Source organism: Mesorhizobium sp. 131-2-1 (assembly GCF_016756535.1).
Lineage (GTDB): Bacteria > Pseudomonadota > Alphaproteobacteria > Rhizobiales > Rhizobiaceae > Mesorhizobium.
The window spans coordinates 802,223-815,452 of record NZ_AP023247.1 but is presented as its reverse complement, the minus strand read 5'-3'; the positions used below and the strand labels follow the sequence as shown (position 1 = coordinate 815,452).

Here is a 13,230-nt window from a genome sequence, read left to right as displayed (position 1 = left end):
CGCTGTTCCGCCGACATCTCGGTATGTGTGCCATTGCAGGCCGAGATTCACACTCTAAAGTAAGCTGACTCGCGATCTCCGGAGGCGTCATGCGCGTGATCGTGCTGGGTGGCGGCGTGGTTGGCGTCACCACCGCCTACCAGCTGCAGAAGGACGGCCATGAGGTGGCGCTCATCGAGCGCCGGGCCCAGGTCGCCGCCGAGACCAGCTGGGGCAATGCCGGCATGATCGCGCCCGGCCATTCCTTCGTCTGGTCGTCGCCCAGGGCGCCCATGATCCTGTTGAAATCGCTGGTGCTGAAGGACCAGGCGCTGCGCTTCAGGATGTCAGCCGACCCGAGGCTCTACAGCTGGTCGTGGCTATTCCTCCTGGAGTGCACGGCCGAGAAGGCCAGGCGCAACACGCTGCTCAAGCATCGGCTCGCCGCCTATTCGCAATCCGTCCTGCACCAGGTCATCGCCGACGAGGCGATCGACTACGACCGCAACGACCGCGGCATCCTCTATTTCCATCGCAGCCAGCAGGCGCTCGACAAGGGCGTCGAGCACATGAAGCTGCTGGAATCCGACGGGCAGGAGATCAGGGTTCTGGATCGCGACGGTGTCGTCGCGCTCGATCCGTCGCTGGCCTCGGCGAAGGAAAAAATCGCCGGCGGCATCTACTGCCCGACCGACGAGACCGGCGACCCGGCGAAGTTCACGCGGGCGCTGGTGGCGAAAATCGTCGAGCGCGGCGGCGAAATCCACACCGGCACCACCATCACCGGCATCGAGACGTCGGGCGATGGCGTCGCGCAGGTGATGACCGACAGGGGCGCCTTCAAGGGCGATGCCTATGTGCTGGCGCTCGGCTCCTACAGCCCGCTGCTGGCAAAAACGATCGGCATCAGCCTGCCGATCTATCCGATCAAGGGCTATTCGCTGACCATCCCCGTCGGCAATCGGCCGGCGCCGCCGACCATCGCTTCGGTCGACGAGCACAATGTGGTCGCCATCTCTCGCTTCGGCGACCGCCTGCGGGTCACCGCCACGGCGGAGTTCGCCGGCTACGACACCAGCCACAAACCGGCCGATTTCGCCTTCATGAAGGGCGTGACCGAGGAGCTCTATCCCGAGGGCGCCGACTACGACCGCGCCGAGATGTGGGCGGGCTTGCGGCCGATGACGCCGAACAACCTGCCCGAGTTCGGCCAGCGGCGCCTGCGCAACCTCTACCTCAACACCGGGCACGGCCATATCGGCTGGACCATGTCGCACGGTTCAGCCCGCATCACCGCCGACCTCATCGCCGGCCGCAAGCCGGCCATTTCGATGGATGGACTGCTGAACTGAGAGCATGATCCCGAAAGCGGGGCCGGTCCCCGCCCGGACAAGAAAGGGAACGCCATGTCCGCCAACCTTGCCTCCAGTCTCCCCGTCTCGGGGCCGGTCGATCTCGGCGTGCTGCCCTCGGAGATCGACGGCGGCCTCGCCTCGCGCGCGGCGATCGGGCTTGCGATCCTCGCCACCGACCAGACGCTGGAGCACGAGTTCCGCGCGCTGGTGCGCATTCCTGGCGTCGCCTTCTACGAGGCCCGCCTCTTCAACGACAACGACATCACGCCGGAAACGCTGCGCGCCATCGGCCCGCGCATCGCGCCGACGGTCGACCTGATCCTGCCCAGCATCCCGCTCGACGTCGTCGGCTTCGGCTGCACCTCGGCGACGATGACGCTCGGCGAGGAGGCGGTGTTCGCCGAGATCCACAAGGCGCGGCCGGGTGTCGCCTGCACCACCCCGGTCACCGGCGCGCTCGCCGCTTTCAAGGCGCTCGGCGCCAGGGGCATCGGCCTGCTGACGCCCTACGCGCCCGAGATCAACCGCGGCCTGGTCGCCTATTTCACCGGCCGCGGCCTCGACATCGCAGCCGTCGCCACCTTCGACCGCCGCGACGACCGCGAAGCCGCCCGCATCTCGCTGGCCTCGATCGAGGCGGCCGCCGAGCGCATGGCCGCCGTGCCGGGCGTGGACGCGATCTTCATCTCCTGCACCAGCCTGCGCGTCGCCGAAGCGGTGGCCGTACTGGAGCAGCGCATCGGCATTCCCGTCACTTCCTCGAACCACGCCATGGCTTGGCACTGCCTGCGGCTCGCCGGCATCGACGATGTCGTGCCGGCCGGCGGCAGGCTGTTTGCCTTGCCTGCGAGCTGATCCCCAGCCTTGCGGGCAGATTGAAATCCGCGCGTTAACCGAATCGGAAGGGGTTGCTTAACGGTTCGCTTCTATGTCCGCCTCGGGAGGCAGGACAGAGAGAGCACGATGAGCGACAGCCCCGAAAAGCGCAGCGAATGGCGCGCGATCTTTTATGTCCAGGCGCGCGTCGCCTTGCTGTTTGTTCCGGTCGTCGCCAGCCTGCTGATCATCGCGGCACTCGCCGGCAACGAGCGCAAATCCGTTCCCGACGCCATCGACCGCACCGTCACCAGTTCGGTGAAGTAGGCCGCTCGGCGGCCTGCCTGCGGTTCAGCCTCAAACAAACTTTGGGATCGGGCCGTTCTGCGGTGTCGTGCGCTCGCCGAGGTCGATGAACACCTCGTCGACATAGCACCAGGCCCAGCCTTCCGGCGGATCGTAGCCCTCGATGACCGGATGGCTGGTGGCATGGAAATGCTTGGTGGCGTGGCGGTTGGGCGAGTCGTCGCAGCAGCCGACATGGCCGCAGGTGCGGCAGAGCCTGAGATGCACCCACCAGGATCCGCTCTTCAGGCACTCCTCGCAGCCGAGCGCGCTCGGCGTCACGTCCTTGATGTCGCTCGTATGCCTGCATTCATCCATCGCGGTCTCCTGGCTGGTTCGGGCTATTTGTTCGTGCGCAATTCCGGACGGAAGGCTACGGCGAAGGCGCCGAGCCTAACCGCTACCCGGTTTTCCTGGAGTTGCTTTCAGCGCCGTTGCCGCTGTCTCGCGCAAGATAGGCATGCAGCGCCGCCACCACCTGGGCGCCTTCGCCGACGGCTGCCGCGACGCGCTTGATCGAGCCGCAGCGAACGTCGCCGATGGCAAACACGCCGCTGCGGCTCGTTTCCATCTGGCCATGTCCCTGTGCCACCTCCGCTCCGGTCCGGACAAAACCCTTGGCGTCCAGCGCCACGTTGCATTTCGCCAGCCAGTCCGTATTCGGGTCGGCGCCGATGAACAGGAAGAGATGGCGGATCGGCCGCGTGGTCTCCGCGCCGGTCGCGCGGTTGCGCCAGCGCACTTGCTCAAGGTTGCCCTCGTGGCCTTCCAGCGCCGCGATCTCGGTCCCGGTCAGCACCTCGATGTTCGGCTGCGCCTCGATGCGCTCGACCAGATAGCGCGACATGGTCTCGTTGAGACTGCCCCGGCGCGCCAGCAGCGTCACCTTACGCACCTGGCTGGCCAGGAAGACCGCCGCCTGGCCAGCCGAATTGCCGGCGCCGACCAGCGCCACCTCCTGATCCCGGCAAAGCCGGGCCTCGATCGGCGACGCCCAATAATGCACGGACGTGCCCTCGAACTGCGCCAGATTGGCGATGTCGAGGCGGCGGTAGCGCGCGCCGCTCGCGATCACCACCGTGCGCGTGCGCACCGTCTCGCCGTCGCCGACATCGAGCCTGTAGCGGGCACCGTCATCGGCGGCGCTGAGCAGCTTGGCCTCGTCGGGGATGACCATCTCGACACCGAATTTCTGCGCCTGGTTGTAGGCGCGCGCCATCAGCGCCATGCCGGTGATGCCGGTCGGGAAACCGAGATAGTTCTCGATGCGCGCGGAGGCGCCAGCCTGCCCGCCAAAGGCGCGGCAGTCGAGCACGATCGTCGACAGCCCTTCGGAGGCCGCATAGACGGCGGCGGCCAGTCCCGCCGGTCCGGCGCCGACGATCGCCACGTCGTAGATCTTTCCGGCATCGACCGGCCGCAGCAGGCCGACGCAGCGGGCGAGCTCGTTCTCGCCCGGATTGTGCAGCAGCTTGCCGTTCGGACAAAGCACGATCGGCAAATGATGCGGGTCGACGTGAAAACGCTCGATCAGCGTCTTGGCGCAAGGGTCGGTGTCGGAATCGAGCGCCCGGTGCGGCAGGCCGCTGCGGGTGAGAAAGCCCTGCAGCCGAAGCACATCGCCATTGCCGGGCGGGCCGATGATGATCGGCCCGCTGATGCCGCTCTCCAGCAGGCCGACACGGCGCAGGATCAGCGCGCGCATGATCCGCTCGCCGAGATTTGCCTCCTGCACCATCAGGTCGCGCAGCCGTTGCGAGGGGATGACGAAGGCCTCGACCGGCTCGGCCGCCGCCGCATTGATCAGCGACGGGCGGCTCGAAAGCTGCGCCAGCTCGCCGATGAAGTTGCCCGGGCCGTAGGATATAATCGCCTCGCGCGGGCTGAGCCCGCCGGCCTGCGTGATGTCGACCTTGCCGGACAGGATGACGATCAGGCCGGGCGACACGTCGCCGGCCGTGACGATCTGTTCGCCGGCGGCATAGAAGCTGGCCTCGCCGAACCGCCGCATGCGCTCGATGTCAGCCTCGGCCAGGATGGGAAACATCTGGTCACGGCGGGCGACGATGATCGGGCTAACGGACGGGGCCATGGCGCGACCGTAGCGCCCCGGTCGACGAGTTTGAAGGGGTTTGTTGGGGGACTGGCCGGATGGGGAGGTTGGGTGACGGTGGTGTTGCGCGCCTCGCCTCTGTGCAACTGGGGTTGGAAAATAGCCGAGGCGATCATGCTGAAGACCCTCTATAATCCGCGCAGATTTAGAATTGAGGTTGATAGATGAGAAAAGGCGACTTCAGCGAGCTGGCCGTGTTCATCGCGGTTGCCGAAGAGGGCAGCTTTACACGGGCGGCCGCGAAGCTCGGCCTCTCCCAGTCGGCGCTCAGCTACGCGGTCCGCATGCTCGAGGAACGGCTCAAGATAAGATTGATCTCACGAACGACGCGCAGCCTGTCGCTGACCGACGCGGGAGAAAGGCTGCTGCACAGCCTGCGTCCGGCATTCGATCATATCGACAGTGAGCTGGCCGCGCTCACCGCGCTTCACGACAAGCCCGCGGGCACTGTCCGAATCACGACCTTCCGCCATGCCGCAAGAACTGTGCTCTGGCCTGTCCTGACAAAGCTCCTGCCGGACTATCCGGACATCGTTGTCGAGATCAATGTCGATGAAGGCCTGACCGACATCGTCGCCGGCCGGTTCGACGCCGGCATCCGCGTCGGCGAGCAAGTCGAGAAGGACATGGTGGCGGTTCGGGTGAGCCCTGATATCCGTATGGCCGTGGTCGGCTCGCCATCCTACTTCGCCGACAGGGCGGTCCCGCAAACACCGCGCGATTTGAGCAACCACAAATGCATAAGTTACCGACAAAGTACCGGAGGCGGGCTCTATGCGTGGGAGTTCGAGCGAGACGGCGTCGAGCTTGACGTCCGGGTCAGCGGACCGATCGTCATCAACGACAACGAGATGCTGGTAAACGCCGCGCTTGGTGGACTGGGGCTGGTTTACACCTTCGAAAGTCAGGTTGCTCCGCACGTTGCCGACGGACGTCTGATCCGCGTGCTGGAAGATTGGTGCCCGCCATTCCCTGGCTATCATCTTTATTATCCAAGCCGGCGACAGCACACGCCGGCCTTCGCCCTCCTGCTCGAAGCGCTCCGCTACAAAGGCTGATGGCAACCGAGGAGGCGCATTCATAAATGCGCCTTCTAACTACATGCAGATTATACCGGCTAATCAGATAGAGCGAGAAGGTCTACCTCACTGTTCATCGAAAACAGGAGTTGGACATGAGCAAGGTCTGGTTCATTACGGGTGCCGGTAGCGGCATCGGCGCCGCCACTGCCAGGGCGGCCTTGAGGGCAGGCGATCGGGTGATCGCGACAGGCCGCAATCTCGACAAGGTCCGCAGCGCCCTGAGCGATATCGCAGGCGATAGGCTTGCCTTGGTTCGACTGGACGTCGCCAATGAGGCCCAGGCGAAGGCGGCGGTCGACGAGACGATCAAAACCTTCGGCCGCATCGACGTTCTGGTCAACAACGCCGGCTACAGCCTGCTCGGCAATTTCGAGGAGCTGAGCACCGCGCAGATCGAGGGGCTGATCTCGACCAATCTCTACGGCGTGATCCACGTCAAGCGTGCCGTCCTCCCGGTCATGCGCAAGCAGCGGTCGGGCCGGATCATCAACATCAGTTCGCTGGCCGGAATAATGGGCTTCAAGCATTGCGGGGCCTACAGCGCCGCCAAGTTCGCCGTCGAAGGCCTTTCGATTTCGGTGGCCGAGGAGGTCGAACAGTTCGGCATCAGGGTCGTGGTGGTGGAACCGGGCTTCTTCCGGACTGACCTCCTCGATGCGCAGAACGCCAAGTATGGCGCCAGCGCTATCGAGGACTACGCCGCCGAAGGCAGCCCCGAAGACATGTGGTCGGGCTATGACGGCAAGCAGCAGGGTGATCCGGCCAGGCTCGGCGACGTCTTTGTGAAGCTCGCCGCGATGGAGAATCCGCCGAGGCAGTTCCTGGCCGGCAGCGACGCCCTGGCGGCATTCAAGCCCGTCCTCGAAGCACGCCTGGAAGAGCTCAGCGCCTACGAGGACCTGTCCCGATCGACTGACGGCTCGTTCTGATCATCCCAACTCGAAATCAAAGGAACTCATACAATGAAGAAGCTCGTTATCGGCGCGGCGGCGGCCGCCGCCGTCACCATCGCCCTTGCCGCAACCGGCCACGCGCAGGACACGCAGCCGCACGGCTACATGATCGCGAACTACACGATCAAGGATCAGGCCGGCTACAACAAGTACATGGAGGAGGCAGGTCCGCTGGCTCCGAAATTCGGCGGCAAGATCATCGTCTTCAACCTCAACGCCACCGCTGTGGAAGGCGAGCCGAAAAAGGTCATGGCCATCGCCGAATTCCCGAGCGTGGCGGCTGCGCAGCGCTTCTACAACTCGCCGGAATACACCGCTGCCAGGAAGTTCCGCGTTGCATCGACCGAAGGCTCGGTCGTCATCACCGAAGGCTTTGTTCCTCCGAAGCAGTAACCGGTGCGGGAAGCGGGCGCGGCCGCGAGCACGCCCTGCTCCTCATATGTAGCCGACACATCCCTTCTCAAGAACCAAGGAGCCTGACATGGGCACCCAACGTGACATTGCCGTTCAGGACGACGCCCCATCGAGCAGCCGGCGTCAAGTTTTGAAAGCCGGCGCCGCACTCGCCACTCTCCCCATCATCGCCGCGACCTCTGCAGCTGTGCAGGCTGCCGACAACCAAACGACAAATGGTGCAATCATGACCGATGCAAATTCCGAAGACTTCATAAACGGCATGGCCGATCTGATGGCCCATTCGACCCGCACGCCCATTCTGCGGTGGCCGCATGAATATGGCATGGACTATGAAGAGATTTTCTTCCCGGCGATGGACGGGGTGACGATCGAAGGCTGGTTCATTCCCGCCGCTTCGGACAGGTTGCTCATCTTCAATCACCCCATGCCCTGCAACCGCTACGGTTATCCGGGGCATTTGGAGCCCTGGACCAACTTTGGCGGCTTCGAGGTGAACTTCCTGCCGGAATACAAGCTCCTGCACGATGCCGGCTACAACATCATCACCTACGACATGCGCAACCATGGCCGCAGCGGCATGGGCAGTAGCGGCGTAAATGGCCACGGCGTGCTGGAATATCGGGACGTCATCGGCTCGCTGCGTTACGCGAAGTCACGGCCCGATACCAGGGACATGAAGACGGCCCTGTACAGCCGTTGCCTGGGAGCCAATGCCACGATCGTGGGCATGAAAAAGCACCCCGAGGAATTCAAGCACATCAAGGCGATGATCGCCTTGCAGCCGGTGTCGCCGAGCGTGTTTGTCCAGACAGCGGTGGAGAACCAGAAGATCGCAAATGGGTTGGAGCGGTTCGACACGGCCTTTCACAAGCGGACTGGCTTCCACCTCGCTGACGTCTGGCCGATGGAATATGCCAGGGCGGTGACCGTTCCGACACTCGTGGCCCAGGTTCGCAACGACTTCCTGACCAAACCCTCCAACGTGCAGGAAATCTACGAAACCATTTCCTCTCAGGACAAGAAACTGTTCTGGATCGAAGGGACTGACCAGCGCTTCGAAGGATACAATTACTTCGGCAAGAACCCGCAGCTGGTGCTGGACTGGTTCAGTTCTCACTTTGGCGAGGTGTAGGACCGCCGGCTATGGCTCTGATCCGGCCGTCGGATCGTGCAAGGCAAATATCAGCCCAAGAAAAAAGCCCGGACGAACCGGGCTTTTTTCTTATGTCTCTGAACCGCGTCAGACGGTCCGAAACGGGAATTTGGTGCCCAGAAGAGGACTCGAACCTCCACTCCTTGCGGAACACGGACCTGAACCGTGCGCGTCTACCAATTCCGCCATCTGGGCTGGTGCGGGCTCATGTAAGCGGGCAAGCGATGTGTGTCAACGCGCTTTTTTCGAGAGCATGACCCGAACCGAAGGACCGCGTCTACGCTTGCCGGCTTACAGCTTGTGCGAGAGCCCCCGCCGGACCTCATTGGCCGGTCGGCGGGGACCAAATGACGATCAGCCTTCCAGCACTTCCTTCGACGCCACGGTCGAATCGGCGTTGAGCGTGTAGATCACCGGCACGCCGGTGCCGAGCTCGAGCTTGACGATCTCCTCGCCCGACTTGCCGTCCAGCGCCATGATCAGCGCCCGCAGCGAATTGCCGTGCGCCGCCACCAGTACCGTTTCGCCGCGCAGCACATGCGGCTGCAGATCGTGCAGGTAATAGGGCCAGACGCGCGCGCCGGTGTCCTTCAGGCTTTCGCCGCCGGGCGGCGACACGTCGTAGGAGCGGCGCCAGATATGCACCTGCTCCTCGCCCCATTTCTTGCGCGCGTCGTCCTTGTTGAGGCCGGAGAGGTCGCCGTAATCGCGCTCGTTCAGCGCCTGGTCGCGGATGGTCTTGAGATCGCTCTGGCCGACCGCGTCGAGAATGTGCTGGCAGGTCTTCTGCGCCCGGATCAGCGCCGAGGTGAAGGCGATGTCGAATTTCAGCCCGCGCGCCTTCAGCTTCTGGCCGGCGGCCTTGGCCTCGGCATGGCCCTGCTCGGTCAGATCTACGTCGCGCCAGCCGGTGAACAGGTTCTTCAGGTTCCATTCGCTCTGGCCGTGGCGCACGAGCACGAGGGTTCTCGACATGTCTGCTCCTTCGAGTTTGAGCAATTCCAGGAAAAGTGGGCAGCGGTTTTCCGTCCGGAATTGCGTAAGGACAAAATATTTGGAGAGGCCGCCTCAGCTCAGGCCGAGCACGTCCCGCATTGAGTAGAGACCTGGCTTCCTCGCACGGGCCCAAAGCGCCGCTTTTACAGCGCCGCGCGCGAAGATCGCCCGGTCCTCGGCATGGTGGGAAAGCGTGATGCGTTCGCCGGTGCCGGCCAGGATGACGCTGTGGTCGCCGACGACGGAGCCGCCGCGCAGCGTGGCGAAGCCGATCGTGCCTGGCTTGCGCACCCCTGTATGGCCATCGCGAACGCGGACATCGTTGCCGGCAAGCGGGATGTCGCGGCCCGTTGCCGCTGCCTCGCCGAGCAGAAGCGCCGTTCCCGACGGCGCGTCGACCTTGTGGCGGTGGTGCATTTCCAGGATCTCGATGTCGAAATCGTCGGCGTCGAGCGCGCGCGCCGCCTGTTCCACCAGCACCGCCAGCAGGTTGACGCCGAGGCTCATGTTGCCCGATTTGACGATCGTGGCATGCCGCGCCGCCGCCGCGATCGCTGCATTGTCGTCCGCCGAGCAGCCGGTGGTGCCGATGACATGAACAATGCGCGCCTGCGCCGCATAGCCGGCGAATTCGACGGTCGCGGCGGGCGCGGTGAAGTCGAGCACGCCATCGGCCTTGGCGAAGGCCGGCAGCGGGTCGTCTGATATCGGCACGTTGATGATGCCGATGCCGGCAAGCTCGCCGGCATCCTTGCCGAGATAGGGCGAGCCCGGCCGCTCGACGGCGCCGGCGACGCGCGCGCCAGGCATCGTGTGAATGGCGCGAATCAGCGTCTGGCCCATGCGGCCGGCAGCACCCACCACCACAAGGCCCATATCGCCGGTTTCGCTCATGCCTGCCTCCCCACTGCCTTTTTCGCGCGGCTGCGCTGGACCGGAGTTTGGATGGGCTTGGCGTCATCGACAAGCCCCAGCCCCTTCTTGCCCTGCACCCGGTGGAAGCGGGCATAGACGCTGTGCGGGTCGGCCATCAGCGAGGCATGCGTGCCTTCCTCGACCAGCCGGCCTTCCTCGAGTACGATGATGTGGTCGGCGTTGACCACCGTCGACAGCCGGTGCGCGATGACGATCGTCGTGCGTCCTTCCATGACATGGGTCAGCGCTTCCTGGACGCGCGCTTCGGCCTCATTGTCGAGCGCCGACGTCGCCTCGTCGAGCAGCAGGATCGGCGCCTGCCGCACGATGGCGCGGGCGATCGAGACGCGCTGGCGCTGGCCGCCCGACAGCGTCGAGCCGCCCTCGCCGACCGGCGTGTCGTAGCCTTGCGGCTGCTGGCGGATAAACTCGTCGGCGGCGGCCTGGCTTGCAGCCCATTCGATCTCGGCGTCCGTGGCCGAGAGCCGGCCGTAGCGGATGTTGTCGCGGATCGTGCCCTCGAACAGATAGGGCGCCTGCGAGACATAGGCGATCGATTGGCGCAACGACTGCTTGGTCACCTTGGAAATGTCCTGGCCGTCGACCTCGATGCTGCCTTGGTCCACATCGTAGAAGCGCTGCAGCAGCGCCACCAGCGTCGACTTGCCGGCGCCGGAGGCACCGACGATCGCGGTCACCTTGCCGGCTGCGGCGGTGAAGCTCAGATCCCTGAGCACCGGCGCGTCGGCGGCGTAGCTGAACGAGACATTGTCGAAGCGCACCTCGCCGCTGGCGATCCTCGCCTCGACCGCGCCGGGGGCGTCGCCCTGCTGCGGCTCGAGGTCGAGCAATTCGTAGATCATGCGCGCGTTGACCAGGGCGCGCTCCATGTTGACCTGCATGCGCGCCAGCCGCCGCGCCGGGTCATAGGCCAGGATCAGTGCGGTGATGAACGAAAAAACCGCGCCCGGCGGTTGCCCGAGCACCAGCGCCCGATAACCGGAATAAGCAATGACGGCGGTGACGGCGAGACCGGCCAGCATGTCCGAAATCGGCGACAATCGTTCCGACACGCGGGCGATCTTGTTACCCCGCTGCTCGGCCGTGTCGGCCATGCTGTCGATGCGTCGCGCCAGCTCGTCCTCCAGGGTGAAGGCCTTGACGATGGCGATGCCTTGCGTGGCTTCCTGGATGGCCCCGGTCAGCCGGGAATTGATCAGCACGGATTCCCGGTTGATCTGCCGCACGCGACGGGTGATGTAGACGACGGCCCAGATCAGCGGCGGTCCAATCAGCAGCGAACTGATCGACAACACCGGATCCTGGTAGATCATCAGGCCGACAAGACCGACCAGCGTTACCGCATCGCGGGTGATCGATATCAGTGTCAACGACAACAGGTCGCGAATGCCGCCGATATTCTCGTTGACCTGCGCCGCCAATCGGCCCGAACGTGTATCGTTGAAGAAGCCGACGCCAAGCTTCATCAGATGATCGAAGATGCGCTTCTGGTAGCGCGCCACCAGATTGTTGCCGATTTGGGCCAACGCCACTGCCTGGCCATAGCCAGCGAAGCCGCGCAGCATGAAGGCGCCCATGAAGCCGGCGCATATCCAAAAGATCATATCGCCGCGCCGCTCGTAGAAGATCTGGTTGACCATCGGCGCCATGACCCAGGCCGAGAAGGCGGTCGTACCCGAAACCAGCAGCGAGCAGACGATGACAACTGCATAGGACCAGCGATGGTCGCGACCGTTTTCAGCGACGATGCGGCGCAGGATCGCCCAGGTTTCGCCTTGCAGGGCCTTCGCTTTATGTTGAAGCGGCTGGTTCAAATCGGGGTTTGTTCCGTGATTTTCGGTTTGGCCTTGCGGCAGGGCCGCAATTCGGCACCCCTCTTAGCGCCCCGGCTACGGCTTGCCTATGGCGAAACTTCGTCGCGGCTCGGATCAGAACCTTCTGCAGCGGCTGTGAAAGCTCAAAAAGCCTAGACCCGCCAGCGCCGCCCTGCGGTCCGGACGCCGAACAGCGACGGGTTTTTGGCATAGGCGGCGAGGCCGAGAAGCGCCGCCAGCGGGTGGGTGATGACATAGACCGGCATCGAGCGCATCAGCGCGCTGTGCGGCGCCTTGTCCTCGAAGGCCGAGCGGAAATTGCCGGCTTTGAGCGCCGGCACGATTTTTTGCGCGATGCCGCCGGTGAGGAAGACGCCGCCGCGGCTCATGAACACCAGCGCGAGGTCGCCGGCGGTGCGGCCGAGGCAGGTGACGAACAACGACAGCGCTTCCTCCGCCACCGGGTCGGCGTTCGCCAACGCCGCGGCGGTGATCTCGGCCGGCGCGCTGAAGGGCGCCGGCTTGCCGTCGGCCTTGGCCACCGCGCGGTAGACATTGACCAGGCCGCGCCCGCACAGGATCTGCTCGCCGGAAACGCGGCCCTCGAGCCGCTCTATATGCGGAAAGACCTGGAAATCGCGCGGCGAGCGCGGGCCGATATCCATGTGCCCACCTTCGCCCGGCACCGGTATCCAGTGATTGAGCGCATGGATCAGCCCGGCGACGCCGAGCCCGGTGCCGGGGCCGAGCACGACGCGGCTGGCATTGGGCTCCGGCGTGCCACCGCCGATCTTTTCCATATGCTCCTCGCCGAGCGCGACGACGGCCAGCGCCTGCGCCTCGAAGTCGTTGAGCACGACGATGTCGGTGAGGCCGAGATTGGAGAACATCTGCCGGGGCTTGACCACCCAGGGGCAATTGGTGAGCGGGATCTCGTCGCCGTCGACCGGACCGGCCACCGCCAGCACGGCCGAATTCGGCCGCACCGAGGAGCGGTCGAGCACCGCCGCCTGGATCGCCTCGTCGATGGTGTTGAAATTGGCCGTCTGGACGATCTGCGGCTCGGTCGGCTCCGAATTGGCGTCCAGCACGATCGAGAAGCGCGCATTGGTGCCGCCAATGTCGCCGATCAGGACCGGAAACCGCAGCGCTGTCTCGTCTTCACCTGCCATGCTCTGTTCGTCCCCGTTCCGGCAGCCCCTCATTTGTCTGACTAGAGCATTTTGCAGCCAAGTGGAATCACCTGGCGTCGCACAATGCCGCTAAGACAG

13 protein-coding genes and 1 tRNA gene are annotated in these 13,230 nt (G+C 64.6%); 7 read left to right on the top strand and 7 right to left on the bottom strand.

Annotated elements, in window-relative coordinates; translation table 11 throughout:
• The first annotated feature begins 89 nt into the window (after positions 1-89).
• The 3 genes from JG743_RS03895 (at position 90) to JG743_RS03885 (ending at position 2,477) form a co-directional block, all read left to right on the top strand.
• Positions 90-1,331: a D-amino acid dehydrogenase gene (locus JG743_RS03895; protein WP_202298533.1), complete on the top strand. Its 1,242-nt coding sequence runs from the start codon at positions 90-92 to the stop codon at positions 1,329-1,331.
• A 54-nt stretch (positions 1,332-1,385) separates the two neighbouring features.
• Positions 1,386-2,189: a maleate cis-trans isomerase family protein gene (locus JG743_RS03890; RefSeq protein WP_202298532.1), complete on the top strand. Its 804-nt coding sequence runs from the start codon at positions 1,386-1,388 to the stop codon at positions 2,187-2,189.
• A 108-nt stretch (positions 2,190-2,297) separates the two neighbouring features.
• Positions 2,298-2,477 carry a hypothetical protein gene (locus tag JG743_RS03885; protein WP_202298531.1) on the top strand — a complete coding sequence of 60 codons (180 nt, stop codon included), beginning with the start codon at positions 2,298-2,300 and terminating at the stop codon, positions 2,475-2,477.
• A gap of 30 nt (positions 2,478-2,507) precedes the next feature.
• Here JG743_RS03885 and JG743_RS03880 read toward each other — a convergent pair whose 3' ends face one another.
• Complete coding sequence (locus tag JG743_RS03880; protein ID WP_202298530.1) at positions 2,508-2,813, bottom strand: UBP-type zinc finger domain-containing protein; 306 nt, start codon at positions 2,811-2,813, stop codon at positions 2,508-2,510.
• 82 nt (positions 2,814-2,895) lie between these two features.
• Positions 2,896-4,587, bottom strand: a complete 1,692-nt coding sequence (locus tag JG743_RS03875) for an FAD-dependent oxidoreductase (RefSeq protein ID WP_202298529.1) — start codon at positions 4,585-4,587, stop codon at positions 2,896-2,898.
• A 185-nt stretch (positions 4,588-4,772) separates the two neighbouring features.
• Between JG743_RS03875 and JG743_RS03870 the strand changes: the two genes are divergently transcribed.
• The 4 genes from JG743_RS03870 (at position 4,773) to JG743_RS03855 (ending at position 8,192) form a co-directional block, all read left to right on the top strand.
• Positions 4,773-5,666 carry a LysR family transcriptional regulator gene (locus JG743_RS03870; protein ID WP_202298528.1) on the top strand — a complete coding sequence of 298 codons (894 nt, stop codon included), beginning with the start codon at positions 4,773-4,775 and terminating at the stop codon, positions 5,664-5,666.
• Positions 5,667-5,782: 116 nt separating this feature from the next.
• The gene (locus tag JG743_RS03865) at positions 5,783-6,619 is read left to right on the top strand and encodes an SDR family oxidoreductase (RefSeq protein WP_202298527.1); all 837 of its coding nucleotides are present in this window, start codon (positions 5,783-5,785) and stop codon (positions 6,617-6,619) included.
• A 33-nt stretch (positions 6,620-6,652) separates the two neighbouring features.
• Entirely contained in the window at positions 6,653-7,036 is a 384-nt protein-coding gene (locus tag JG743_RS03860) for a DUF1330 domain-containing protein (protein ID WP_202298526.1), read from the top strand.
• Positions 7,037-7,124: 88 nt separating this feature from the next.
• The gene (locus JG743_RS03855; protein WP_202298525.1) at positions 7,125-8,192 is read left to right on the top strand and encodes an alpha/beta hydrolase family protein; all 1,068 of its coding nucleotides are present in this window, start codon (positions 7,125-7,127) and stop codon (positions 8,190-8,192) included.
• Between the two features lie 131 nt (positions 8,193-8,323).
• Here JG743_RS03855 and JG743_RS03850 read toward each other — a convergent pair.
• The 5 genes from JG743_RS03850 to JG743_RS03830 all read right to left on the bottom strand — a co-directional run bounded on the left by JG743_RS03850 (position 8,324) and on the right by JG743_RS03830 (position 13,131).
• Positions 8,324-8,408 (bottom strand) — tRNA-Leu (locus JG743_RS03850).
• A 159-nt stretch (positions 8,409-8,567) separates the two neighbouring features.
• Entirely contained in the window at positions 8,568-9,188 is a 621-nt protein-coding gene (locus JG743_RS03845) for a 2,3-bisphosphoglycerate-dependent phosphoglycerate mutase (RefSeq protein ID WP_202298524.1), read from the bottom strand.
• Between the two features lie 93 nt (positions 9,189-9,281).
• On the bottom strand, positions 9,282-10,103 hold the full coding sequence (dapB, locus tag JG743_RS03840) for a 4-hydroxy-tetrahydrodipicolinate reductase (RefSeq protein WP_202298523.1): 822 nt from the start codon (positions 10,101-10,103) through the stop codon (positions 9,282-9,284).
• Positions 10,100-11,959, bottom strand: a complete 1,860-nt coding sequence (locus tag JG743_RS03835) for an ABC transporter ATP-binding protein (RefSeq protein WP_202298522.1) — start codon at positions 11,957-11,959, stop codon at positions 10,100-10,102. Before JG743_RS03835 ends, dapB begins: the two co-directional genes overlap by 4 nt.
• A gap of 152 nt (positions 11,960-12,111) precedes the next feature.
• A complete protein-coding gene (locus tag JG743_RS03830) occupies positions 12,112-13,131 on the bottom strand; it encodes a glucokinase (RefSeq protein ID WP_202298521.1) in 1,020 nt (339 codons plus the stop codon).
• Between the last annotated feature and the right edge of the window lie 99 nt (positions 13,132-13,230).

Coding starts and splice junctions, on each gene's coding strand:
- JG743_RS03830 (WP_202298521.1), bottom strand. CDS start 13,131: ATGGCAGGTGAAGACGAGACAGCGCTGCGGTTTCCGGTCCTGATCGGC.
- JG743_RS03855 (WP_202298525.1), top strand. CDS start 7,125: ATGGGCACCCAACGTGACATTGCCGTTCAGGACGACGCCCCATCGAGC.
- JG743_RS03865 (WP_202298527.1), top strand. CDS start 5,783: ATGAGCAAGGTCTGGTTCATTACGGGTGCCGGTAGCGGCATCGGCGCC.
- JG743_RS03890 (WP_202298532.1), top strand. CDS start 1,386: ATGTCCGCCAACCTTGCCTCCAGTCTCCCCGTCTCGGGGCCGGTCGAT.
- JG743_RS03860 (WP_202298526.1), top strand. CDS start 6,653: ATGAAGAAGCTCGTTATCGGCGCGGCGGCGGCCGCCGCCGTCACCATC.
- JG743_RS03875 (WP_202298529.1), bottom strand. CDS start 4,587: ATGGCCCCGTCCGTTAGCCCGATCATCGTCGCCCGCCGTGACCAGATG.
- JG743_RS03895 (WP_202298533.1), top strand. CDS start 90: ATGCGCGTGATCGTGCTGGGTGGCGGCGTGGTTGGCGTCACCACCGCC.
- JG743_RS03885 (WP_202298531.1), top strand. CDS start 2,298: ATGAGCGACAGCCCCGAAAAGCGCAGCGAATGGCGCGCGATCTTTTAT.
- dapB (WP_202298523.1), bottom strand. CDS start 10,103: ATGAGCGAAACCGGCGATATGGGCCTTGTGGTGGTGGGTGCTGCCGGC.
- JG743_RS03870 (WP_202298528.1), top strand. CDS start 4,773: ATGAGAAAAGGCGACTTCAGCGAGCTGGCCGTGTTCATCGCGGTTGCC.
- JG743_RS03880 (WP_202298530.1), bottom strand. CDS start 2,813: ATGGATGAATGCAGGCATACGAGCGACATCAAGGACGTGACGCCGAGC.
- JG743_RS03845 (WP_202298524.1), bottom strand. CDS start 9,188: ATGTCGAGAACCCTCGTGCTCGTGCGCCACGGCCAGAGCGAATGGAAC.